Origin of the sequence: Algoriphagus sp. AGSA1 (genome assembly GCF_021390545.1) — a bacterium.
Taxonomy (GTDB): domain Bacteria; phylum Bacteroidota; class Bacteroidia; order Cytophagales; family Cyclobacteriaceae; genus Algoriphagus.
On the sequence record NZ_JAJUWR010000014.1, the window covers coordinates 145,201 to 170,149 of the forward strand.

General features: G+C 42.0%; 24 protein-coding genes and 1 rRNA gene. 17 read left to right on the top strand and 8 right to left on the bottom strand.

Features of this window, described 5'->3' with window-relative positions:
- Positions 1 to 410 precede the first annotated feature (410 nt).
- The 5 genes from LZF95_RS13000 to LZF95_RS13020 all read right to left on the bottom strand — a co-directional run bounded on the left by LZF95_RS13000 (position 411) and on the right by LZF95_RS13020 (position 3,773).
- A complete protein-coding gene (locus LZF95_RS13000) occupies positions 411 to 1,352 on the bottom strand; it encodes a HipA domain-containing protein (RefSeq protein WP_233755515.1) in 942 nt (313 codons plus the stop codon).
- Positions 1,345 to 1,680 carry a HipA N-terminal domain-containing protein gene (locus tag LZF95_RS13005; RefSeq protein ID WP_233755516.1) on the bottom strand — a complete coding sequence of 112 codons (336 nt, stop codon included), beginning with the start codon at positions 1,678 to 1,680 and terminating at the stop codon, positions 1,345 to 1,347. The genes LZF95_RS13000 and LZF95_RS13005 overlap by 8 nt, the downstream gene beginning before the upstream one ends.
- Complete coding sequence (locus LZF95_RS13010; protein ID WP_233755517.1) at positions 1,655 to 1,876, bottom strand: helix-turn-helix transcriptional regulator; 222 nt, start codon at positions 1,874 to 1,876, stop codon at positions 1,655 to 1,657. Before LZF95_RS13010 ends, LZF95_RS13005 begins: the two co-directional genes overlap by 26 nt.
- 275 nt (positions 1,877 to 2,151) lie before the next feature.
- On the bottom strand, positions 2,152 to 3,543 hold the full coding sequence (locus LZF95_RS13015; protein WP_245405123.1) for a transposase: 1,392 nt from the start codon (positions 3,541 to 3,543) through the stop codon (positions 2,152 to 2,154).
- 23 nt (positions 3,544 to 3,566) lie between these two features.
- Positions 3,567 to 3,773, bottom strand: coding sequence for a hypothetical protein (locus LZF95_RS13020; protein WP_192085555.1), 207 nt, complete (start codon positions 3,771 to 3,773; stop codon positions 3,567 to 3,569).
- Between the two features lie 136 nt (positions 3,774 to 3,909).
- On the opposite strand from LZF95_RS13020, the gene LZF95_RS13025 reads away from it, so the two are divergent.
- Positions 3,910 to 4,107 (top strand): hypothetical protein, encoded by a 198-nt coding sequence (locus LZF95_RS13025; protein WP_233755518.1) that lies wholly within the window; start codon positions 3,910 to 3,912, stop codon positions 4,105 to 4,107.
- A gap of 95 nt (positions 4,108 to 4,202) precedes the next feature.
- Here LZF95_RS13025 and LZF95_RS13030 read toward each other — a convergent pair whose 3' ends face one another.
- Both LZF95_RS13030 and LZF95_RS13035 read right to left on the bottom strand, forming a co-directional pair.
- The gene (locus tag LZF95_RS13030) at positions 4,203 to 5,528 is read right to left on the bottom strand and encodes a hypothetical protein (protein ID WP_233755519.1); all 1,326 of its coding nucleotides are present in this window, start codon (positions 5,526 to 5,528) and stop codon (positions 4,203 to 4,205) included.
- 38 nt (positions 5,529 to 5,566) lie between these two features.
- Positions 5,567 to 7,567, bottom strand: coding sequence for a thiamine pyrophosphate-dependent enzyme (locus LZF95_RS13035; RefSeq protein ID WP_233755520.1), 2,001 nt, complete (start codon positions 7,565 to 7,567; stop codon positions 5,567 to 5,569).
- Positions 7,568 to 7,949: 382 nt separating this feature from the next.
- Here LZF95_RS13035 and rimO point away from each other — a divergent pair, with 382 nt between their 5' ends.
- The 10 genes from rimO (at position 7,950) to LZF95_RS13085 (ending at position 18,487) form a co-directional block, all read left to right on the top strand.
- Entirely contained in the window at positions 7,950 to 9,263 is a 1,314-nt protein-coding gene (rimO, locus tag LZF95_RS13040) for a 30S ribosomal protein S12 methylthiotransferase RimO (RefSeq protein ID WP_233755521.1), read from the top strand.
- Positions 9,264 to 9,342: 79 nt separating this feature from the next.
- On the top strand, positions 9,343 to 9,552 hold the full coding sequence (locus tag LZF95_RS13045; RefSeq protein WP_233755522.1) for a hypothetical protein: 210 nt from the start codon (positions 9,343 to 9,345) through the stop codon (positions 9,550 to 9,552).
- On the top strand, positions 9,552 to 9,806 hold the full coding sequence (locus tag LZF95_RS13050; RefSeq protein WP_233755523.1) for a type II toxin-antitoxin system RelE/ParE family toxin: 255 nt from the start codon (positions 9,552 to 9,554) through the stop codon (positions 9,804 to 9,806). Before LZF95_RS13045 ends, LZF95_RS13050 begins: the two co-directional genes overlap by 1 nt.
- Positions 9,807 to 10,184: 378 nt before the next feature.
- On the top strand, positions 10,185 to 10,403 hold the full coding sequence (locus LZF95_RS13055) for a hypothetical protein (protein ID WP_233755524.1): 219 nt from the start codon (positions 10,185 to 10,187) through the stop codon (positions 10,401 to 10,403).
- Positions 10,404 to 10,476: 73 nt separating this feature from the next.
- On the top strand, positions 10,477 to 11,574 hold the full coding sequence (locus LZF95_RS13060) for a 6-bladed beta-propeller (RefSeq protein ID WP_233755525.1): 1,098 nt from the start codon (positions 10,477 to 10,479) through the stop codon (positions 11,572 to 11,574).
- Between the two features lie 113 nt (positions 11,575 to 11,687).
- The gene (locus tag LZF95_RS13065) at positions 11,688 to 12,851 is read left to right on the top strand and encodes a hypothetical protein (protein WP_233755526.1); all 1,164 of its coding nucleotides are present in this window, start codon (positions 11,688 to 11,690) and stop codon (positions 12,849 to 12,851) included.
- Between the two features lie 165 nt (positions 12,852 to 13,016).
- Entirely contained in the window at positions 13,017 to 14,012 is a 996-nt protein-coding gene (locus LZF95_RS13070) for an adenosine kinase (RefSeq protein WP_233755527.1), read from the top strand.
- A gap of 344 nt (positions 14,013 to 14,356) precedes the next feature.
- The gene (locus LZF95_RS13075; protein WP_233755536.1) at positions 14,357 to 15,685 is read left to right on the top strand and encodes a pitrilysin family protein; all 1,329 of its coding nucleotides are present in this window, start codon (positions 14,357 to 14,359) and stop codon (positions 15,683 to 15,685) included.
- A gap of 27 nt (positions 15,686 to 15,712) precedes the next feature.
- Entirely contained in the window at positions 15,713 to 17,761 is a 2,049-nt protein-coding gene (locus LZF95_RS13080; protein ID WP_233755528.1) for a pitrilysin family protein, read from the top strand.
- A 6-nt stretch (positions 17,762 to 17,767) separates the two neighbouring features.
- Positions 17,768 to 18,487, top strand: a complete 720-nt coding sequence (locus tag LZF95_RS13085; protein ID WP_233755529.1) for a peptidase, M16 family protein — start codon at positions 17,768 to 17,770, stop codon at positions 18,485 to 18,487.
- 52 nt (positions 18,488 to 18,539) lie between these two features.
- Here LZF95_RS13085 and LZF95_RS13090 read toward each other — a convergent pair whose 3' ends face one another.
- On the bottom strand, positions 18,540 to 20,183 hold the full coding sequence (locus LZF95_RS13090; protein WP_233755530.1) for a M61 family peptidase: 1,644 nt from the start codon (positions 20,181 to 20,183) through the stop codon (positions 18,540 to 18,542).
- Between the two features lie 140 nt (positions 20,184 to 20,323).
- Between LZF95_RS13090 and rpmH the strand changes: the two genes are divergently transcribed.
- The 6 genes from rpmH to LZF95_RS13120 form a co-directional block, all read left to right on the top strand.
- The gene (gene rpmH, locus LZF95_RS13095; RefSeq protein ID WP_091698287.1) at positions 20,324 to 20,482 is read left to right on the top strand and encodes a 50S ribosomal protein L34; all 159 of its coding nucleotides are present in this window, start codon (positions 20,324 to 20,326) and stop codon (positions 20,480 to 20,482) included.
- A gap of 48 nt (positions 20,483 to 20,530) precedes the next feature.
- Complete coding sequence (gene rnpA, locus LZF95_RS13100; protein ID WP_233755531.1) at positions 20,531 to 20,920, top strand: ribonuclease P protein component; 390 nt, start codon at positions 20,531 to 20,533, stop codon at positions 20,918 to 20,920.
- Positions 20,913 to 22,574 carry a S41 family peptidase gene (locus tag LZF95_RS13105; RefSeq protein ID WP_233755532.1) on the top strand — a complete coding sequence of 554 codons (1,662 nt, stop codon included), beginning with the start codon at positions 20,913 to 20,915 and terminating at the stop codon, positions 22,572 to 22,574. Before rnpA ends, LZF95_RS13105 begins: the two co-directional genes overlap by 8 nt.
- Before the next feature lie 5 nt (positions 22,575 to 22,579).
- Positions 22,580 to 23,269, top strand: coding sequence for a tRNA (adenosine(37)-N6)-threonylcarbamoyltransferase complex dimerization subunit type 1 TsaB (tsaB, locus tag LZF95_RS13110; protein WP_233755533.1), 690 nt, complete (start codon positions 22,580 to 22,582; stop codon positions 23,267 to 23,269).
- Entirely contained in the window at positions 23,266 to 23,775 is a 510-nt protein-coding gene (locus LZF95_RS13115; RefSeq protein WP_233755534.1) for a DUF2480 family protein, read from the top strand. Before tsaB ends, LZF95_RS13115 begins: the two co-directional genes overlap by 4 nt.
- Positions 23,776 to 24,287: 512 nt before the next feature.
- Positions 24,288 to 24,949 (top strand): 16S ribosomal RNA (locus LZF95_RS13120); the annotation flags it as partial.

Genomic DNA, 24,949 nt, shown 5'->3' on the forward strand with positions numbered 1-24,949 from the left:
ATCCCTAAAAGTTGGTGCCTTTATATCATTAGACGGATACATGGGGCTTGAGGAGGAGAGGCAATAATTGTGGGGTAGAAAGCTGTCAGTCATCTTGGGAACCAGTTCATCATGTGATTTTTACCTTCTTCGTGGAGCATTTCTTGGATCCGCCTGACTCATCATTGCGTTTTCACCTTACCGTAGATATAATAGGCCACAAGCCATCCGTACCTTGTCAAACATGATCACTTCCCGATACAGAAAGTGTAACCTATTGTTAATAAGGTTTATGGAAAAAATCGGTACAAATACGGTACATATCTAAGGTAGACTTTTAAGGTAGACTTTTTTTTCGCAATAAAAAATCGATTTTTTTCTGGTATTTTCTCCTACATTAATGGCTGTGACAATTTCAGTCATTTTTTGAATCAAAACTTCTGTACCCCTAAATTTACCCTTTCTTGATAAGCCATTTTGAGATCTTCAGTTAGAAAGGACTTTTCAATCAACTTGGTAGCCTTCGGCAACCATTTTTCCAGCCTTTTATAGACACTATTGAGTTGTTTTTTATTGAGTCTCAAAACTTCTCCAAGTCTATCAAAATATCCTTTGTTGAAATTCCTCTTTTTCCCACCGAGTAGGAGAGCAGTGTCTTCCTTGTCTTTTGGTAGAATGATTTTGACATTGAGTAAATCATAGGCAGGAGATAGTGTCCAGCCCTGATCTGTTTTCCACATGGAGAAGTTTTTTAAGTGCATGTCATTGTTGCCGATGACATAATTAAATACGGCCAGCTCGAAAAATCGCATTTTGTCGAGGACGATATTGGTGGATAATTCACCAATTGTTTTTCCCAAGGTTTCCATATTCCCTTTGTATTTGTCTTCCAGTTCCAGGATCTGCAAGAAATCAATCATGTGGATTTTTGAATGATCCTCCTTGCGGTCTATTCGCTTGGTGAGATAGGACAGTTCGCCCGAAGCCAATCGAATCAAAGTAGAAGGCACCACTTCAATGTTAAATAATTCTGCTAATCTCATGGATAGATGCTCATTTTCAGGCATCTGAGGGTATTGGTTATTTTGTGGCTTCAGAATATACATTCCCTCCAGTGCATCGAGGATTGTCAGTCGCCCTTGATGCCCATTTTCCAGTTCGGTCTTGATCCAACCCAGTGATAGTTTAGGCTGAACTCCAGGAACTGTGATTGAACTTTCCGCGGCCTTTTTTGCCAAAATCTCCATTTCAGACAAGTGATAGGGAAGCTGTGGGGCATGTGTAGTCCCAAAGAATTCTTTGACACATTTGGGATGATAATCTCCAAATTGACTAGCGTTCAAAGGATCGTAACAATAGAGGCATTTATTCATTTCCTTTCGGTTTTAAAGGGTGAACGCTCACAGCTCCAATGGCATTTTGACAACACGCCAAGAGTAGTCCCATACGATCATTTTTATTGATCTTCCAGCTTTCTGCGGCGATATTCAATAACCAACCTTCGGGAATCAAACCGTCAAAAAAAGGAAACAGGCGTGTGCTTCGATAGGGATGAATGGTCACGGGCATTCGAAACGTGATGAATTGTTTGGGGTGTTTTTGGACGTAAGATTCGTCGTACATAAAAACATATTCACCAGAATCCTCTTCCGTCAAGATACCGGCCAGCTCATTGTTATACTTGACTATTCCTGTTCGCATCTTTTTCGTGGATTGGTGTCAATATGTGGCCAAACATGCTAAGTACTTGGTTTACTTTCGACAGACTTAGGTTTTCCTTGCCTTGTTCGATTTTCCGGATTACGGTAAGCGCTACGCCCGCTTTGTCGGCAAATTCTTCCTGTGTCAGCCCCAATTGCTTCCTTCTGGTTTTTACAAATTCGGCTATTTGATTCATTCTATATGTATTTACATATAAATGTAGAAAAAAGATTTGATTTATATGCTTTTGCGTATAAAAAGTAACATTGATTAATTTTTATATGCTTTTAGATATAATTTTTAGCCAAATCTTTTACTGTGAGGGATATAAGGTCATTCTATAGCTCATTTATATGGTATTTTTGAGCTATAGAAATAAGTTTAATCGCTCATAGGATCGATTTGGCAGAAACTTAATTAGCTAAAATTCAATTCATTGTGCACACAGTGTGTGCACAAACTCAAGTTTGGCTAATTTCTAGCATGAAACAATGCGGAGAGGATAGGATTATCTGATTTTTTGAGGGTTTGCATTTTTTTCTGGATGTTTACGAAGTCGGAGAAATTGATTTTTGAAGTGTGTGCCCAGTTTATTGCCCTGAATTGGTTGAGGATGTCACCTGTTGTTGTACGGATCGATTTTTCTGATTTATACCACTTTGGACGGGGGAGGACTTGCGTTTTTGCAGTTTCTGAGGCCAGAAGAAGCATGGAATAGACGGCGGTGAGGAATGCGGGGACTTTTTCACAGGCCTGCTCGGTTCTGACCTGGGCTTCCCCGCATCCCAAAATAGTTTTCTCGTCTTTGAAGTTGACCTCTATGCCCCATCTCCAGAGATAGGCTTGCAGCAGTGTGCCCAGGTCCAGCTCCGGTTCGGTACAGACCAGATAGGCCGGATCCCGGTAGAGCAGGCGTGACTTGAGGGTCTTGCGGTAGGAGACCGGACGGATGATGACCAGTTTGAGATCTTTGTTCCCGGCCTTTCTCCAGCGGACCGTCGGGATGACTTTAAGCTGGAACCCGTGGACTTTTCCAGCTGCCCAGGCCTGGGCCTTTACCCAGGAATAGTCATCGGACTGCCGGATCTGTTCGGGAGTCGGGAGCCGTTCCCCATAGACTTTTTTTCGCCCCTTGCCGGATGTGGGGGGCTCTGGAGGCAGGTAGAGGCTACAGTCTTTCCGGATTCTGCCGATCAGGGTGGTATTGGCGGGGAGTTTTTTCAGAACCGCTTCGTTGGTATAGCTTCCGTCCACGCTGACCACCAGTTCCTTGTCGGTAAAGCCATCCTGATCGAGATTTTCACGCAAGAGCTTGATCCGTTGGGCACCGATGACGCTGAGCTTGGCTTTTTTCTGGGTTTCACGGAACAGTTGCCAATCCTGTTCCCCTGCCGCTTTACCGGGCTTTTTTACACTGGGGCAATGATGTAGATCAACGGGGATGGCCCGGGCCTGTACCGGGCCCATTTTTGAAAAACAGGATAATGAAAGCTGGATGAACCGCTGCCCCCAAACCAGATTGGTCTGGAAAGGTGGGCCAAGCGCATCCCTGAGCCAACGGGCACCAAACACGTTTCTTCCTTTTTTTGGTAACAAGGTGTCATCCATGTGGGCAAAAACATACCGCTGTACCGGATCGGCCAATGTGACAACTTTCCTTCGGATGACACCGAAAATCCCGGCAATATCCATCCTGTCCCCTTTGAAAAGGCGATAGGCGGCCGACCAGTCCTTAAACTGATCACCACTTGCGGTCAGCCAACCTGTAATGGTGGAACGCCCCATACAGGAAAGCACCCCGTTGACCAGCCTTGCGGCTCTTTGCCAGGTACGAAACTGCTTGAAGCAGGATTGGCATTCCAAGAAAATCCCTTCCAGTACTCCCTTCAGATCTTCTCCGGGAGTTTTTTTTTAAGGTCCGCTACGGACTGGTCACTGCGCTGCAGAACCAGTCTCTGGTGGTCGTCGATGATCCACTCCACTACTTCTCCTTGATGAAATTCGATGGCCTGGGCAACGGCAGCAGGAAAATTGACATACCACTGTTCGCTTTTTGCTCTTTTGATGAGTTGTACTTTGGTTGGATATCCCATATCTAGTTTATTAACTAGATATAATAATCTCAAAAAAAGGCCATAAATCCAAATTATGGCCTTTTTATTTTAAGTATCTAGTAAATAGCCAAACGAAAGGCCTTGCCTTTGGCAAGGAAAACCATTTTGCCAGCTTTTGTTGGTTAGAGTGTTTGTGCCAAAAGCACAACAGGTAGCTGCCCTGAATGCAGCAAAGCGGAATTCAGGGTTGGGAAATCCAAATGAATACGCCAAAAGTGCCAACGGCACGTTCGGTAATTTATGGATTAATTCTGCAGATGGAGATCCCAATGTCTTTTGGGAAAACTATGAGAGCGGGGTAGCTATGTGGTAAACAAAAAATTAACTACATAGTCAAGAGCTTTCTGATCACTACCCAACTTTCAAGTCTGATTCGTTTTTATCACTAATGAATACAGAAAATAACGGCTAGTTATAAAGCGGAACTTTAAATCCGACATATATATCAGTGCTTCTGGAAGTGTTGGAAATCAAGTTTGTCAAAATTGACCCTGAGCCAATCATCACCGGTCCGGCACGCACACCTAGTCCCCAGGCAAGGGCAGAGTCGTATTGGCGAATGCTGAGGGGGCTATATACACTTACCCATCTTTTTTCCAGCCGTGGTGTAACGGTGAATGAATTGATAAGGTTACTTACCGGGTTTTCTTTATTGTTTTTGATGGAAAGTGCTCCCTGAGCACTGAGGAAGAATTTTCCATCTATATTATAGTCACCAAAAAACTGAAAGGAGGTCGGCAGCCCCATTTTGGTGTTTCCTCCCGTTTCAACACCTTTGTAATAGTCATTCAATATTACTTCCAGATCCTTGATTGAGAATTCATCCGCATCGAAATTTCCGTCCATTGCATATACATTTCCCGGAGTCCTACCATAATTGATGGCTCCTATGTCCATCAGTGAAATACCAAGTCTGAATTTATAAGGATTATAATAGGTGTTTACGTTCTGTTCTTTATATTCATAAACTAAGCCCAGGTCAGCTCCAATCCCTGATTTGATACTGGAAAAATTTATATTACCAGAATCAAAGCCGGAAGTATATCCATAGCGCATTGTTCCTGATGTGGTAAGTATATTGGAGGTATAGTTGTAGTTTACAGATAGCAATTGGCTGTTCCCAAAAACTCCTCCCGCCCCTGCCAGATACTTTAAGGTAATTCCTCCTTTCAGCGAATGATAATCAGTGTCAATAAGCATATTTGCATAAGTGACACCTATTTCTGCCCATGCATGAATAGATCCTGAAGCATCTTCCATAGTGAGGTTGAAGTCGGATTGTTCTTCATATTTGGTATTTGCAAGTTCGTAAAGATTTCCTCCTACATTGTTCAATCCGAAAAATCCACGAGCCCTGGAAGTGAATGCCAGACTGTTTTTATCGTTTATATTGAATAATATGGAGGGACCAAGGATATCAATATTCCCAAAAAAGTTATTGTTGTTTTTGGAGTTTTTAGCACCATCAGAATTTATTTCAAATCCATTTCGAAAATTGTTCAGATCACTTAAATCCACACTTAGGTAGTCATTTCCAATAAATGCGCTTGAAGAAAGAATGTTGATATCCATCCGCATTTTGGAATCTGTGGATAGGGCGGGGTTCAGTAGTAGCGCATGCACACCAGAATAGCTGTCCAGAGTATTTCCTATAAATGTCTGGGCAGGGGAGCTAGGTGCAAGGATAATAAAGACGAAAAATACAATCAAAGAGTGTAGAAAAATCCTTGTCATCAGGCAATAGGTTGGTTGGTCTCATTTTGAGAAAACAATTAGTATTCCAAAAGGGCCAACAGTTTTTCTTTAAATCGTTCTACGGGCAAAAATTGCTTCTCCAATGCTGGCGCAAAAGGGACAGGAGTGTCCAGGCTTCCCTCTCGCATGACAGGAGCGTCCAGTAGTTCAAAACAATACTCCGATATCCATGCGCATATTTCCGCTCCGATTCCACCCGTAATGCAATCTTCCTGAAGGAAAATGACCTTACCGTTTTTCTTTACGCTCTTTTTCACGGCTTCTTTATCCCAGGGAAGAAGACTTCGCAAATCCAAAATATCCGCAGAAATGCCCAGTTCTTCCATGGTTTTCGTGGCCCAATGCACACCCATTCCATAAGTTATTACAGATACCTGTGTGCCTTCTTTTACCAACGCGGCTTTTCCTATCTCTACTGTGTAGTAATCATCAGGAATCAAGGAACTGATGGAACGATACATTCCTTTATGTTCAAAGTACAAATAAGGATTAGGGTCTTCCAGAGCAGCATTGAGTAGGCCTTTGGCATCGTATGGATTGGAGGGATAGACGATTTTAAGTCCCGGTGTATGAAAAAACCAGGCTTCATTGGATTGGGAATGAAAAGGTCCTGCGGCCATCCCCGCACCAGTAGGCATGCGGATCACCACATCAGCCTGCTGCCCCCAACGATAATGGATTTTAGCAAGGTTGTTTACGATTTGGTTGAACCCTACTGAAACGAAGTCAGCGAATTGCATTTCCACCATAGCTTTATAACCTTTAATGGAAAGTCCCAGAGCAACTCCAATTATTGCACTCTCGCAAAGTGGTGTGTTTCTTACCCGATCGGCACCAAATTTAGCTTTAAACCCATCTGTAATTTTAAAGACTCCTCCGTATTCTCCTATGTCTTGGCCCATAAGGATAAGATTTGGGAATTTCTCCATGGATTGCTTCAACCCATCCGAGATCGCATCTACCAGCCTCTTGTCGGATGTTGTCCCGTCTTTCGGCGGAGAAATTACAAGTTGTGAATATGGAGCATAGACATCGGCCAGTTCAATCTCTAAATCCGGGGTTATCTCCTTCTCTGCAAATGCTATTTCCAGTCCCTCATTGATGGCGGATTTTACCCTTCCGTCGATTAGGGATTTTGTTTTTTTATCCAAAACCCCGGTTTCCACCAGGTATTGCTCATAATTTTCTACCGGATCCAGCTTAGCCCAGTCTTCCATCAATTGCTTAGGAACGTATTTCGTCCCGGAAGCTTCCTCGTGACCACGCATCCTGAAGGTCATTGCTTCTACCAATACAGGTCTTGGATTTTGGCGAATATCTTCTGCCAGATCCATGATGGTACTATAAACTTCCAATATATTATTTCCCTGAATCTGCATGGACTCCATGCCATATCCAAGTCCTTTGTCTGTAAAGTGTTTGAATGCAAATTGCTCTGTGCTGGGAGTGGAAAGCCCATAGCCATTGTGCTCAATGACAAAAATCACGGGTAATTTCCAGACAGCCGCCACATTCAGCCCCTCATGGAAATCTCCTTCAGAACTTGCCCCGTCACCAGAGAAAACAACTGTGACCTTCTTCTCACTTGATAATTTATCAGCTAAAGCAATCCCATCCGCAAGGGCCAACTGAGGGCCTAGATGGGAGATCATCCCTACCACATGATGTGCTATGCTGCCAAAGTGAAAAGATCGGTCTCGCCCCTTGGTAAAGCCGGAGAGCTTTCCTTGAAATTGAGCAAATAGTTTTTCCAAAGGCATATTTCTTCCCGTGAAAATTCCCAGGTTTCTATGCATAGGCAAGATAAATTCATCTGCTTGCAAAGCATTTACCACACCGATCGAGATAGCTTCCTGGCCCCATCCGCTAAACCATTTGGATATCCGTCCCTGTCGGAGGAGAATAAGCATTTTCTCTTCGATTCTTCGCGGCATGATGAGCGATTCATAAAGTTCTAGCAGGATTTCGTCAGAGAGATTTTTGCGGTCAAAAGCTAGCGTTTTGGTGGTGCTTTTCATAGAATGGTGATTTCCATTCTAAGTTACACGAAGGAAGTAAAAAGCCAAAGGGCACTGGCGCCTTGCAAAAGGCCCCGATAGGAATCGGGGCTAAAAATAAATGCAAGGAGTTAAAAAGTTTGCTGTACGCCTCAAAAGTAAACAAAGGAATGCCCACCACATCAAGCCATAGGTTAAGGTTGTTTTATCAAAGTGTTAAGCGGAAATTGAAAGATTGCGAAATTGGAATATTGAAAAATTATTAAAGTCCTTTATTAGTTAGAAACCAAGATCTCGGGGAAGGATCGAGTAATTTTTCAATGTTTAATCATTCAATTTTCCAATTGAAAAAGTGCGAAGCACTTTTTTGCATACCTTTGCAGCCTCAAAAAGTAGGAAAACTGTGAAAGCGAGAACGTTAAAAAAAGACAAAGTCAATATTGTTACCATGGGTTGCTCCAAGAATCTGGTCGATTCAGAGGTACTGCTCACCCAGCTTCGGGGCAATGGTATCAATGCCAGCCACGAGTCTGGAACTGATGACAATAACATCATCATCATCAATACCTGCGGGTTTATCGATAATGCAAAGCAGGAGTCTATCGACACCATTTTGCAGTATGTAGATGCCAAGGAGCAGGGGCTGGTGGACAAAGTCTATGTGACGGGATGCCTCTCGCAACGCTACAAAGACGATCTGGAAAAGGAAATCCCTCAGGTCGATGCTTTTTTTGGCACTCGGGACTTGCCTGCTATCCTAAAGAAATTCAAAGCTGATTACAAGCATGAGTTGGTAGGGGAGCGACTGTTGACGCATTCTTCCCACTATGCTTATATGAAGATTTCTGAGGGCTGTGATAGACCGTGTTCTTTTTGCGCCATTCCTATTATGCGTGGAGGGCACATCTCCAGGCCTATTGAAGAATTGGTGAAAGAAGCGGAGCACAAAGCTGCCGGTGGGACTAAGGAGTTGCTTTTAATCGCACAGGATTCTACCTATTACGGACTTGATATTTACAAGAAGCGAAACCTTGCGGAGTTGATGCGTAGGCTATCTGATGTGAATGGCATCGACTGGATTCGCCTGCATTATGCTTACCCAACGGGATTCCCGATGGACGTGATAGAAGTAATGAAAGAGCGGGACAATATTTGTAACTACCTGGATATCCCTTTGCAGCACGGTTCCACAGATGTGCTGAAAGCTATGCGTCGTGGTACTACACGCGAAAAACAGGAAAATTTAATCCACAGTATCAGGGATATTCTTCCGGATATCGCTATCCGTACTACGCTGATAGCAGGACATCCGGGAGAAGGGGAGAAGGAATATCAGGAGATGGTGGACTTTGTAGAGCAGATGAGATTCGAGCGTTTGGGCGTGTTTACTTATTCTCATGAGGAAAATACCCATGCTTATTCTATGGAGGACAATATCCCACAGGAAGTGAAGCAGGAACGCGCAAACAATCTGATGGAGATTCAGGAGCAGATATCATACGATCTGAATCAGGAGAAAATCGGCAAGACTTTCAAAGTGTTGATCGATAAAAAGGAAGGCGGTCACTTTGTAGGTCGCACGGAATACGATTCGGTAGAAGTGGATAATGAAGTGCTGATCGATGCCGCAAAACATTATTGCCGAGTTGGAGACTTTGTAAATGTGAAAGTGACTGAAGCGACGGAGTTTGATTTGTATGCTGAGGTGGAGGGATAATTGTAGTTTGGAATTCAAATAACAGTAAAAGCTAATCGACAGTATTAGCTAGGGTATTTCAAAATTGTTAACTTCCATCATGCTGACTATCAGTCCAAAATATATTACAGACCAGGTTGGGAATAAGATTTCAGTGGTTCCTTCAGTGAAGGAATTTGAAACCATAGTGGAAATGCTTGAAGATTTGGAGGCTGTGCGCTTGTATGATGAGGCTAAAAAGTTAGGAGAACCTGCCGTCCCTTTTGAAGAGGCATTTGAAATGATAGAGAGACTTCGAAAGAAAAAATAATGGCTTATCAGATAGCCATCAAGGAATCAGCGATAAAGTCTCTAGCTAAGATTCCTGAGCCATATCTTTCTACTTTAAGGTCCGCAATTTTTAATTTGGCTGATGTCCCCAGACAAAATGGTTGTAAGAAATTGAAAGGTAAAGAGGCCTATAGAATTTGTGTCTCTGACTATAGAGTGATCTACGAAATCGCAGATAAATTCTTATATATTGAGGTAATTGCAATTGGCCACCGAAAGGATATTTATGAGTGATTTTATAAGGTCTTATGCTTAGTTGAAAACCCATAATAGAATTTATGAGGATTTTATTTGGATTAGGCTTTTATTTTAGCCTTGACTCTGAAGAACCAGGACAACTGGTAGTAGCATTTCCTTGATTGTAGCTATGAAATGTTTTGAACACATGGTCTGATTTACCAAAAAAATCAACGAGTTGGTTTTTCAGTACAATTTCATTAGCGAACTATTTCGGACTGGTTGGATTACTTTTTTAGGCATTTGTAGAATTTATTTCTTAAAAATCTCTCTTTTAATTTGCAATGCATAATAATTATAATAATATTGAATTAGTTTGTAGTGTTTACAGACTGTTGACTACGTCAGCTATTTTAAACTAAATCTTTTAATATTATGAAAAAAATGATTATTGGCTTATTGGGTTTATTTATTTTGTCCCTAGCCGCATTACCTGCAAATGTGGCAATTGCTAATCCATACAAGATCGTGTGGCAACGGTGTGCAGCGGGAAGTGAGGTAGATTGGGTAATTCGTTGTAGGCTTGAAGGCGGAGATGAATGTTTTGCAAATTGGCAAGGATTCTGTGACGAACCACCAGAAATAGGTGGGTGATTTGGAAGAATATACACCTTGGCTATTAGGAACTTTAGCCAAGGTGTGATTAATTAAGTGTTTTAAATAATATATGACTCGAATAAATATTTGGTTTATCCTCTCTTTATTTATTAGTTTTGGCTGTAGTAAAGCTCCTTCCCATTTTTCCTATCAGCCAATTATGTCTGAGGAGCCATTATTAGTTTCAGAAATAGGCAAAGAGTTAGATATAATAGAAATTCAAACCCGATATCCTATTACAGGAACGCCGACAATTTTGAAGTCAGATCGATATTTTTATTTATTTGAGCAAGGAGTTGTTACCACTCTTCACCAAATTGGACTCAATGGCAAGGTGGTTAAAAGTATAGATTTTGGTTTTGATGATAAGTTAAATGCTGACGCAATAACTCAGGTTGTTTTAAAGCAAGATCATATTGGCATTATTTCTAGGGGAAATTCTATAGTGTTTTTTGATGAAAACCTTGAAGAAGTAAGCACTGAAAAACTTCCATTTAAAGCCCACTTCCACTTTAATCTTAATGAGCAAACCACTATTTCTTACAATAATCGGATCGATGATTTGGAAGACTATGATATATTAATTGATCGAAATGGCGTATTGTCAAAAGAACTTCCTATTCGGAAGGATGAATACAATTTTGTCTATAAATCATACGCACCCTTTTCGAATTGGAATGAACAAGTACTTTTTTCCCAAGCATTCAATGACACAATTTATGTCTTAGATGAAAAGGGGTTTAAGCCATTGGTTATTGTTGATTTTGGTGCTGATGCGGTAAACAAGGAAAGATTTCTTCAAATCCAACATGCGATGGATATGTTAACATTTTTCAATGAACGTAATTATAGCTATTTAATGGGTGAAGTATATGGTCTTGGGAATGAACGAGTCCTTTTCCAAGTGAGTGATAAAGGGAGACAAAAATTGGGGTTAATCGATTTCCAATCTAATGAACTAACAATTTATCCTGGGATCTTCGATAATTCGATTTCAGCAATGGCCTTACATAATCCACAGTTTTCCAAAGATGGAGAGTTGTTTTTTGGAATCTCAGGAGAAAGGATAATGGAAAACTATGATCGTCTTCCTGATCCTTTTAAGCATCAACTTTCAGATAGTTACGCTGAATCCTTTTTTATTTTTGAATTGACAATCAAAAACTAATGCCGTATTAATTTTATGAGTCCTAGATTTAGCCCAGCTTCTGGAAAAGCAGGACGACTCACTTTTTGCCTTTTCACCCGATCTACCTAATTTAGCCGACTAAAATCACCCGAATGCAATTGATCGAAGTTACCACGCCTGCCCATCAGAAGGAGTTTATAGAGATGGCTGTGAGGTTGTATAAAAACGAAAAGAATTGGATCAGGCCTCTTGATGCTGATATCGAGGGGCTTTTTCATCCGGAGACCAACAAGCTTTTTAGAAATGGGGCAAAGGCCAAGCGCTGGCTTTTGCAAAATGACAAAGGCGAAACCATAGGACGGGTGGCCGCTTTCATCAATCCAAAGATGAAGGAAAAGCAACCGACCGGAGGTTTGGGTTTCTTCGAGTGCATAGATGATCAGGAGGCCGCTTTTTTACTTTTCGATACGGCAAAAGCTTGGCTGGAGAGCGAAGGCATGGAAGCTATGGATGGCCCGATCAATTTCGGTGAGCGGGACAAATGGTGGGGACTGCTCGTGGATGGATTCAGCGAACCAAACTATAACATGCCCTGGAACTTCAAGTACTACCAGAAGTTATTCGAAGATTATGGCTTTCAGATTTACTTCAAGCAATTTACCTATGCCAGACCTGTTCAGAATCTCGGCTTCGATGAAAAAATGATTGCTAGGGCAAAGGTGATTATGGATGATCCCGATTATGATTTTCGCTACCTAAGAGGTAAGGAACTGAAGGAAAAAGCGCCTGAGTACTTTATGACTGTTTATAATAAAGCCTGGGCACAGCATATGGGAAAATCCCTTGCACTGAAGGAAGCCCAGATGATGTTTGCCAAGATGAAGCCAATCATCGACGAGAAGCTGATTTATTTCGGGTTTTATAAAGGTGAACCGGTGTCTTTTTTTATCCAGATTCCAGAAATCAACCAGATTTTCAAACATGTGAACGGGAAGATGGATTTGATCGGAAAACTCAAATTTCTTTGGTACAAAACCTTTTCACCGCCCAATAAAATGCTCGGTTTGGTATTTGGTGTGGTTCCAGAGCATCAAGGCAAAGGGGTGGAAAGCGCCATGATTCTAAGCTATGATAAGATGAGTGGCAAGCCAAGCTTTCCATACAAAACCATAGAAATGAACTGGATAGGGGATTTTAATCCAAAGATGATGCGTGTGTGTGAGCAGCTTTTGGCGGAGATATACAAAACTCATCATACTTATCGGTATCTATTTGATCGGGAGAAGCCTTTTGAAAGACACAAGATATTTGATTGACGATCTACGAAGTACGAGATTGAAAGTAGAGTTGTGCTTAATTTTCCAATCTTTTAATATCAAATGAAGCATACTGGATGTCGAATTACGAAGTAGTACCAATCTCTAAACTTAATTTTCCAATATTTCAATTTTAAAATATTACAATTTTCCAATACTGAAAAAATGAAAAAATACGACGTCACAGGGATAGGAAATGCCCTAGTAGATATAGAATTCAAGGTAACTGATCAGTTTTTTGCTGATAATGGCGTAGAAAAAGGGCTGATGACCCTGGTAGATGAACCAAGTCAAAATGCGTTGATGAATGTGATCGATACAGTGCATGCGAAGATGCAATGTGGAGGATCGGCTGGAAATACAGTGATAGCTATCAGTCAGTTTGGAGGCAAGTCCTACTATTCCTGCAAAGTGGCCAATGACGAAATGGGGCATTTCTATATGAACGATATGAAAGATGCCGGTGTCGCCCATAATCTAAATGAAAATAACCTGGCGGAAGGTATTACTGGGAAATGTCTGGTCATGGTGACCGAGGATGCAGAACGCACCATGAATACCTTTCTGGGAATCACCCAGACTTATTCTATCGAAGATGTCAACGAGGCGGCCATTAAGGATTCAAAATATCTATATATCGAAGGTTACTTGATCACTTCTGAAAATGGCAAGGAAGCGATGAAGTATGCCAAGAAGGTGGCAGAGGAAAATGGTGTGAAGGTGGCCTTGACTTTCTCCGATCCAGCTATGGTAAAGTACTTCAAGGAGCCTATGAATGAGGTGATAGGAGCAAGTGTGGATTTACTTTTTGCCAACGAAGAGGAGGCGATGATTTTTACTGGAACAGATAATCTTTCTGATGCGAGAGAAGAAATGAAAAAGCTTGCCAAGCGTTTTGTGATCACACAAGGCAAAAACGGAGCGTTGATCTATGATGGGGACACGTTTATTGATATAGAGCCTTATGCGACTGCGGCTATTGATACTAATGGCGCCGGAGATATGTTTGCTGGGGCATTTATGTATGGTATTACCAATGGCCATAGCTATGCATCGAGCGGAAAACTGGCATCTATGGCAAGTTCGAAGATAGTAAGTCAGTTTGGGCCCCGGCTTCAATGGCATGAAGCCAAAGCAATCTTAGCAAAGCTAAACCCGTGAAAAAAAGCCCTGGAAATTACAATTCCAGGTTTTTTTTGTTTTTGATCGCTCGTTTTTAGACAATAATCCGCTAAATACATCCTCAAATTCAGAGCATACTAACCTCGTTCTTGTGCCTTCATGGAGCAAAGCCAAATAGGGACAAGGCTTGATATAAAAGCCGTTAAGGTTAAAATAGTACAAATAATTTATCCTAAATTTTTAGATTACAATAATTAGTGTTTTTTTAGGGGTAAATTGTGTCAAACGGTTAATCAGTGAGCAATTGGACTTTTGGAGGGACTTATCTGATTAAGAATATTTTTAATTTTAAAACCAATGAGAATAAAATCCAGCATACTATGATGAGAAAACTTACTGCTTTGGGTTTGATGGTAGGCATGTTAAACTTGCCGGTAAATGCACAAACCAAAATTGAGTTCAAGGAGTTTGACTTGGACAATGGCCTGCATGTGATCATGCATAAGGACAACACAACACCAATCGTGGTGACTTCAGTCCTATATCACGTAGGATCCAAGAATGAGCAGCCGGACAGAACTGGTTTTGCACACTTTTTTGAGCATTTGATGTTTGAAGGATCTGAAAATATAGAACGAGGTGAATACATGAATATCATCCAAGCACATGGAGGAACGCTAAATGCCTACACGTCAAATGATATTACCTATTACTATGAATCCCTGCCTTCCAATGAACTAGAGCTCGCTCTTTATATGGAAAGTGAGCGCATGCTCCATGCAAAAGTGGATCAAACTGGTGTGGAGACTCAGCGGGAAGTAGTGAAGGAGGAAAAGCGCCAGAGCTACGATAACCGGCCTTATGGAAGTATTCTCATAGAAACACTAAAAAGAGCCTATACTCAGCATCCTTACCGTTGGGCACCGATTGGCTCACTGGATGATCTGAATGCGGCATCTATTGAGGAGTTCCAGCAGTTTTACAAAGATTTTTATGTGCCGAACAATGCGACATTGACTATAGCTGGAGATATTGATTATGAGCAGACCGAAGAGTGGGTAAAAAAATACTTTGCTGAAATACCAAAAGGCGAGAAAGCAATCTACCGACCTGATGTGGCTGAGCCAAAGAAAACCGCAGAAGTCCGGGATGTGATCTATGACAATATCCAGATTCCCGCAGTGATCCAAGCCTATAATCTCCCTCGAAAAACGGATAAAGACTCCTATGCGATGTCTATGCTCTCTACCTATCTAACCGGTGGAAATTCATCTTTAATGACCAAAGAACTGGTAGATAAGCAGCAAAAAGCCTTGGCTTTGGCGGCAATACCTTTGGATTTGGAAGACGGAGGTATTTTTATCATGTATGGGATTACCAACATGGGAGTGGAGCCGGATGACCTTGAATCGGAAATTGATAAGTTAATCAAGCAGGTGCAGGATGGAGGTATTTCTGATAGAGACTTTGAAAAGCTTCAGAACATCATGGAAAATGATATTGTAAGCGGTAATTCATCCATGGCAGGTGTGGCAGAGAACCTAGCTGAGGCACATGTAATATATGGTGATACGAACTATGTGAATAAGGTGATGGACGCCTATAGTCAGGTGACAAAAGAAGATCTTCAGCGGGTTGCCAATGAATATTTGACACTTGATGGCCGCGTGGTTTTGTATTATTTGCCAAAACCAGCTGAGCCGGCGCAGTAATTGATTCACCCTAACAATTGAAATCACATGAAAAAAATAGCAATATCTTTTATTTTAGGCCTTTTGGTGTCTTCCGTGAGTTTTGCTCAGGTGGACAGAAGTCAGTTTCCAAAAGCCGGTCCGGCGCCCGTAATTAAAATTGGCGAAGCTGAGACTTTTACCCTAGACAACGGGCTGAAGGTTTTTGTAGTAGAGAACGATAAACTTCCCCGTGTTTCTTTTACGCTGGTGTTTGAGAGAGATCCTATCATGGAAGGGGATAAGGCGGGCATGACGGGTTTTGTAGGAGAAATGCTCACGGCCGGTACTACAAATCGCACTAAAGATGAATTTGATGAGGAAGTCGATTTTATCGGGGCTTCTATCGGGGCATCTTCCACTTCTGTCTCAGGTTCTTCTTTGAAAAAACACCAGGATAAAGTCCTGGATTTGATGACTGATGTGCTTTTCAACCCGGTGTTTCCGGAGGAAGAATTGGATAAGCTGAAAAAACAAGCTATCACTGCTTTGGCTACAAGCAAGGATGAGCCTAATGCCATTTCAAGCAGGTTATCAAGTGCGATGGTATATGGAAAAGATCATCCCTATGGGGAAGTCCGCACTGAAGAAAGCCTGAAAAATGTAACAGTAGAGGACATCAAACAATATTATGAGACTTTCTTTAAACCAAACATAGCGTATCTGGCGATAGTAGGAGATATGGGCAAAGCTGAAGCTGAAAAGCTAGTGAAGGCTCATTTTAGTGAGTGGAAGCAAGGAGAGGTTCCATCTTATACCTATCCTGATCCCGCTCCCGCAGACCAAAACATGGTGGCGCTGGTAGATAGAAGTTCATCTGTGCAGACGGTAATTAATATAGCCCATCCTATCAACCTTACAGTGGGTGATGAGGACTACATTTCCAGCCGTGTATTGAACCAGGTATTTGGTGGCGGATCTTCTTCTAGGCTTTTTATGAACCTCCGCGAGGACAAAGGCTATACTTATGGGGCATATTCATCATTGTCCCCGGATAAACTGGTGGGCAGATTTTCCGCAAATGCATCTGTAAGGACAGAAGTGACAGATTCCGCAGTGGTGGAATTTATTTATGAAATCAACCGTCTTGTGGAAGAAGGAGTAACACAGGAGGAATTGGATAAGGCTAAAGCTAACCTCGCAGGTTCCTTTGGCAGATCATTGGAAAGCCCATCTACGATTGCAGGTTTTGCTTTGAACATAGAACGGTATGGCTTACCGAAGGATTATTATGAGACTTATCTGCAGAAGATGAATGAGCTGACTCTAGATGATATCAACAAAACAGCGAAGAATCTGATTAACCCAGGCAAGCTATACATTACCGCAGTGGGAAATGGTACCGAGATTAAAGATAAACTGGCCCAGTTTGGCGAAGTGAAATTGTACGATAATATGGGGTTCCCAGCCAAAGAGATGGAAGCTGTAGATGCAGATATGACTTCAGAAAAAGTGATTGAAGCCTACATTTCCGCGATCGGGGGATTAGAAAAAGCCAGTGCTATCAGGGCGGCTAAGCTAGAAATGCAAGCGGAGGTAATGGGTACCCAGCTGACCATTGAGCTGATTCATGACGATGCCAATATGAGATTTGCCCAAAAAACACTTGTGGGAGGAAATGTAATGCAGACTTCGGTGATCAAAGACGGTAAAGGTACTGCAAGTGTACAGGGACAGTCTATGGACATGACAGACGAGCAGTTGGATGCCGCTAAACTTGGTGTGTTTTTTCTACCGGAGCTGCATTTCGTGACCATGGGCTATACACTGGAGCTAGATGGGATCAAAGATGTGGAAGGAACCCCTGCTTATAAGGTGATCGTGACAACTCCTTTAGGATCTACGGTCACTAATTATTATGAGGTAGAATCAGGATTGAAAATCAAAAATGAGAATCCTGTTTCGGGCGATACTTTTTACAGCGACTATGAGGAGAAAAGTGGAGTGCTGATACCAATGACGCAAACTATTAAGTCAGCGATGATCCCCGTGCCATTGGAAGCCAAAATCACCAATCTTGAAATCAATCCAGAATTGACTGAGTCAGACTTTAATTAATTAACCATGAGAAAAACTTGTATTGTTTTAGCCTTAGGGCTATTGACCGCACCTTGGATTTCATTTGCAGGTGAAAAAGAAAGACCAATTCAGGTCATTGAGGAAAACTCTGTCGAGGAGGTAATCGGCAATTATGTCAAAGCCATCGGCGGAGAGGCTAAGATGAAGTCTGTGCGCACGATAGAAATGAAGATGCAAGCCGAAGTTCAGGGCATGAATCTGGAAATTCACAGTGTGATAGATCAGGAAAACCAGAAGTTGCTCAATGTGACGGAGATGAACGGCAATGTGGTTTCCAAAACAGTCATCCAAGGTGGGGCAGGCCAAGTAATGGCAATGGGGCAATCCCAAGACCTGACAGAAGATCAACTGGCCACCTTCAAAAACCAAATGTATGGCTTTCAGGAGTTACATTTAGAGGAACTTGGCATCACTGTCACTTACGATGGAACAGAACAGGTAGAGGGGGAAGAGGCGTATAAACTCACCTTTGATTCAGGAGGGGATACTAATACTACGGAGTATTATAGTGTAGCAACAGGGTTGAAGCTGCAAACTGTATCCAAAGCCGCGGGCACAATTTCTTATAAAGATTATCAGGAAGTAGATGGTCTTAAGATGCCCATGAAATTGATCATTTCCAACGCCATGCTGCCGGTACCACTGGAAGCTAAAGTAACCTCTATCAAGCTTAATAAAGATGTGGATGATTCCTTGTTCAATTAATTGAGGACGAATTTTAAGTTAGGGGGCTATCCGTTAGGACAGTCCCCTTTTTTTATCCATTGTTCCATAAAGCTCTCTTTGTAGTTGGTTTTTTATCAGCTAATAGATGATTCTTGAACAGCAAGGAAAGGTGTTTGGCAAGTTTCACTTCGGTTTTTCTTCCAAAGCGGTCAATTGACAAGTGAAGCAATGTATCCTTGACCGTATGAGCCAATATCACATCACCTACCATAAGTTTATCAAATGCCTCACTATTTGGGTGTATTTTAATGATCTTTTCATTTTGAATTAAAATGCCGTAATCAGATGATAGTTGGTCTTCTCTGGATTTGCTGTCGAGGTCAAAACCTAATGAAGCCAAGTGTTTTTCCACTACGGGAAATATATTTTCTTTCCCAGATATGTAATTTGAATAAAATTGGTTGAAATAAATGGGGTGTTCTGTTTGGGAAAGTATAACTTCCCATACTTCCTCCAGTGTGTATCCGATTTTAGGCTTCCCAAACCGTTTCCAAAGGAACTTCATAACCTGATGGAGGGAGGACTTCTCGTCCAGGAGCATAGAATCCAGACAAAAGGCAATTAATGCCCCGTGCGTGTAAATACTGACTTTTTTATCTGGAATACCTGCTTCGTAGCCGTCCACCCATAGGTCAAAACTTGAGTCCAAAATGGATTGGTTTTGCCAGCCGAAGTTCACTGATTCCCGGTTCAATGTCTTTTCAAAAGTTTCACAGTATTCTCTCAGTGAGAAATAACCTGATCTAAGTAGAAATAAATCCCCCATATAGGTGGTGATTCCTTCTACTATCCATCCTGCTTTATGGTAGGCTTCCTTAGCAAAATCATAGGGCATGATCTCAGTTGGCCGTATCTGGCACACATTCCAGGCATGGTATAGCTCGTGGCAACTTACACCCATAAGCTCATTCATCTGAGATCGGTCTGACAGGCTTTCCGCAGGCCCAAAAGTGATCACTGTGCCATGCTGATGCTCTACTCCATGGTAGTGGGGATAGGGGAGGAGTTGGTAGATGAAGTGGTACTCCGCTACGGGAAATTCCCCGAATGCATCGATCTGTTTCTCAATGAAGTTCTTGATATTGAATCTGAATTCTGCTAAATCAAAATGAATATCGCCGTTAAACCACAAATGGAAATTTACTTCCCCAACCTCAATAGTCTCATATGTGAGACTTATGGAGGCCAGAAAGCTGCTGTCCGCAAGTTGCTGGAAATTGGAGGCAAAGAAGCCATGGTTTTCTTTGATGAGAGTGGTGCAGGCCTGGAAGTGGGAAGGATGGTTTACGCTCACTTGGATTTTCTCTTCAGATTGTCCTTCCACTTCAAAGCAGCAATTAACAAAGTTCAGATAAATCTGATACTCATCCACCCAGCAGGAACCTGCATCCATCTTGCCGCAATAATATTCATAGACAACCCGGTAATCTCCTACATGGTCAGGTTCGAATTCCCAGCTGTCCTTGGAGAGTTTAGTGTAAGGGATCACTTTGCCGATCGGCGATAAAATATTGAGATTCCTGATATTTCTTACGTAGTTTGCTAGCTGATATCGTCCTGCTCTCCAGGCAGGAAGCCTCAACCTGACCAATGAAAGATGCTTCACGGGTATATTAAGCGTGATTTGTATAAATTGAGACAGAGGATTGTTAACTTGGAATTGGTATTTTATCATCTGGAAAGGGTGTGGTTTAAAACAAATGTTTTTTTAGGCTATTTGTATTTAAATAAATGGTGCGTATCTTTGCAGTCCTTTTTGGGAGTGATTCCCTGGGAACAAAGAATTAGAAAGCAATTAGATAAAGATATTCGATCATGAAAAGAACATTTCAACCTTCTCGTAGAAAAAGAAAAAATAAGCACGGCTTTAAAGAAAGAATGTCTTCTGCTAACGGTAGAAGAGTGCTGAAAGCCAGAAGAGCAAAAGGAAGACACAAGTTGACTGTTTCTTCTGAAAAAACTTTGAAGAAGTAATTCTTAGCCTGTTTTTCGTATGTTTACATGCGAATTATAGTCCTTGTGATGAATTACAGACTCCCAAAAAGTGAACGGCTTCATGCTGACAAACTTATCAAGGAACTTTTTAACGAAGGTTCCTCTTTTTTTTTATACCCTTTTAAAGTCCAATTTTTAGTTAAAAATGAACAAGAAAATGGAACCTCTCAGGTGCTGTTCTCCGTTTCCAAGAAGAAAATCAAAAAGGCTGTTGGACGCAACTTCGTAAAGAGGAGGATGCGCGAAGCTTATAGACTCAATAAGGATTTGATTCCATCTACGGCCCCTAGTATGGCTATTGGCTTGGTGTATGTGAGTTCCGAGTTGATGAAATTTTCGGAAATTCAGACAAAACTTATATTAGCTTTAAGGAAATTAGCCTCCATAGTAAGCGAAAATCAAAAACTGCATGAATAATTCTCTGAAAAAATCCCTCCTGATCTTATTTTTAGGAGTTTTTGTACTTACAGGTTTCTTTGCCTTCAAAGCTAAGAACGATAAGCTTTTTGCTTTAGCCAAAAACATAGACATTTTTGCGACCCTCATCAGAGAACTTGATTCTTATTATGTAGATGATATAGATCCGGATGAGTTGGTGTCTATTGGTATCAATGCGATGCTGGAGGAACTCGACCCTTACACCACCTATATACCAGAAGAGGAATCAGATGATTTCCGTATGATGACTACAGGAGAATACGCGGGGATAGGTGCCTTGATCGGCAACAGAGGCGAAGGGAGTATGGTGATTATGCCCTATACAGGCTTTCCGGCACAAACCGTAGGTTTAAAGATCGCTGATTATATTTTGAAAATTGATACTACCGATGTCACGGACATGGGGACGGCAGATGTGTCTTCTCTTCTAAAGGGTCCGGCAAATACGCCGGTTCATTTACAAATAAAAAGAGATAAGGATACCTTGGAATTTGATATAATCAGAAAAAAAATAGCTATAAAGAATGTCCCCTATTATGGTAAGCTTGATGAGAATACAGGTTATATCAAACTGGCGGAATTTACTACTAATGCTTCCACTGAAGTAAGGAACGCATTGGTTGACCTGAAAAGCCGGGGAATAGATCGCCTGGTACTTGATGTGCGTGATAATCCAGGAGGACTGGTAAATGAGGCCGTGGAGATTGTCAATCTTTTTATTCCAAAAGGAAGAGAAGTAGTAAAGACTATAGGCAAGCTCGAAAATGTAAACTACACCTATAAAACCACTAAAACACCAGTTGACAAGACTATTCCTTTGGTAGTCTTATTAAATGAACATAGCGCTTCTGCTTCAGAAATTGTTGCGGGAGCTTTACAGGATTATGACCGGGCGGTTTTGGTAGGGAGAAAATCCTTTGGCAAAGGACTGGTACAAACAACGGTTCCATTGAGCTATAATGCCCAGATGAAAGTAACTACCGCCAAATATTACATTCCTAGTGGGCGATGTATCCAAGCCATTGATTACCTGCAAAGTAGAGAAAATCATGAGCTGGTTACTGTTCCGGACTCATTGAGAAAAGCATTTAAAACCAAAAATGGCAGGGTGGTACTTGATGGTGCGGGGATCGAACCAGATGAGGAAGTAGAGCAAAAAAGCTATTCACCCATTTCGTACAGTTTGGTGGCTAGAAATCATGTGTTTGATTACGGAACCAAATACTTCTATGAGCATAAAGGGATATCTGACGCAGCCACGTTCTCTATATCGGATAGAGATTATGAGGAATTCGTAAAATGGCTGGAAGATAAGGAATATGATTATACCACCTATCTGGAGAAGTCTGTAGAGGATATGCGAAAAAATGCGGAGAAAGTAGCATATTACGATGAGATTAAAGCTCAGATTGATTCGCTCGAAAAAAGAGTGAACCACAGTAAAGAGCAGGATTTGGTCACTAACAAGGAAGAAATCAAAAAAATCCTTTCTCAGGAAATTGTATCAAGATACTATTTCCAGGAAGGCATGATCCAGTCTGGATTGCAGGATGATGAAGAGGTGATGTTGGCCAAGGAGTATTTGAAAAATCCTACAAAAATCAATGCGTTGTTAAGTGCCTCTTCAAAGTAAAAGACATGGCAGTTATACTCTCCTTGGAGACTTCCACACCCATATGTTCTATTGCACTTCACCGTAGTGGAGAACTCTTGGGTGAGAAGTCCCTGGATGTTCCAGGTGCCCATTCAGAAAAGTTGATGGGTATGATTGATGACCTTCTGAAAGAATGCGGACTTCCCATCACAGATATCAATGCTATAGCTGTATCAGAGGGGCCAGGATCTTACACGGGATTAAGAATTGGGACTTCAGTGGCCAAAGGATTGGCGTTTGCCAGAAACATACCTTTGGTGGCCGTTAGCACACTTGCAGCATTAGCCTATGGAGCTAGCTTATTGGTAGAAGATAAAGGGATGTTAGTAGCCATGCTCGACGCGAGGAGGATGGAAGTATATCGGCAAGTATTTGACATGGATCTTAACCCCATCAATGAACTTGATTCGGAAATTATTGACACCAATTCCTATTTTGAATTACTGAAAATAGGGAAGGTGTATTTTGTAGGTGATGCTGTGAAGAAGGTTAGTGAAGTAATCACACACCCTAATGCTGTGTTTTTAGAAGTACAGATTTCAGCAGGGTATATCGGTTCATTAGCTTTCGGAAAATTTCAAAAAGGTGAATTTGCTGATTTGGCTTATTTCGTACCGAATTACTTAAAGGAGTTTAAAGCACTCCAGTCTAAGAAAAACCCATTACTGATATGAGTGAAATAATAAACAGAGTGGCAAGCAGTCCTATTATTACAATCAATCTGGAAGAAAGCTATCCTCGGGAAGAGCGGGTTATTTTTGATATTAAGCCCTTTCTTTTTCAGGAATTGATATTAAGGGAAAAGGATTTTCGTGCTGCTCTCAAAGATATAGATTGGAGCCAATATGAGAATAAGTGGGTGGCTATTACTTGTTCAGCAGATGCTATTGTGCCTAACTGGGCGTTTATGCTAGTAGCTACTTATCTTGATTCAATTGCGTTGGGCTATGCGATCGGAGATTTAAAAGAACTTGAAGTGATGATAGCTGAGAAATGTCTGAAGAACTTGGATTTAGATTCATTTACTGACCGTCCCGTTGTTGTCAAAGGATGTAGTGATTTTCCTATTCCGTTATTCGCCTACGGCAAAATTATTTCATTGGTGCAAAGCCGTGCAAAATCCATTATGTATGGTGAGCCGTGTAGTACTGTTCCTCTTTATAAAAAACAAAAGTCCTGATAATTAAAGGACTGCGAAATTCCAGTCACTTTTTCATTAATTTCTTTGAGTCCGGTCTTGTCAATAAATAAAAAAGGTGGATATTTGCACTCCCAAACGACACAAACGGGGTCGTGGAAAAGGAGGGGAGCCTCCAGAGGGATATTGAAAAAAATTAATTTTGCCGCGGGGTTTGGAAGTCAGGGATGACCGCTTACCTTTGCGCACCCATCGGAAGAGAAGGGGACAAAAGACGGGGAGGTTAGCCTCCCGGGAATTTTTAAAATTAATTTCGCGAGGGGTGTTGCGGATAAAGAAATAACGCTTACCTTTGCACTCCCTTCGGCAAGGAAGGGGGAAAAACGGGGCAAAAACCGGGAGGTTTAAGCCGCTGACAAGGGCCACAAACGGGTGGCGCCAAGTTCTTTGAAGTGATGTAAGACGAAAAAAACAATAACCTGGGAACAGACAGGGAGACGTTTATGGGATTTGCCTCGTGCGGTCCCATGGACAGTGTATAATAATGATAATTTACAATGGAGAGTTTGATCCTGGCTCAGGATGAACGCTAGCGGCAGGCCTAATACATGCAAGTCGTACGGTATATATCTTTCGGGATATAGAGAGTGGCGAACGGGTGCGTAACGCGTATGCAACCTACCCTATACAGGGGGATAGCCCGGAGAAATCTGGATTAATACCCCATGGCATCATTGACCCGCATGGGTTAATGATTAAAGATTCATCGGTATGGGATGGGCATGCGTCTGATTAGCTGGTTGGCGGTGTAACGGACCACCAAGGCGACGATCAGTAGGGGTTCTGAGAGGAAGGTCCCCCACACTGGCACTGAGATACGGGCCAGACTCCTACGGGAGGCAGCAGTAGGGAATATTGGGCAATGGACGAGAGTCTGACCCAGCCATGCCGCGTGCAGGAAGACGGCGTTCTGCGTTGTAAACTGCTTTTATCTGGGAAGAAAAGGCCCCCGCGGGGGAAATTGCCGGTACCAGATGAATAAGCACCGGCTAACTCCGTGCCAGCAGCCGCGGTAATACGGAGGGTGCAAGCGTTGTCCGGATTTATTGGGTTTAAAGGGTGCGTAGGCGGCTGTTTAAGTCAGTGGTGAAAGACCCCGGCTCAACCGGGGCAGTGCCATTGATACTGGGCAGCTTGAGTGTTGGAGGGGTACATG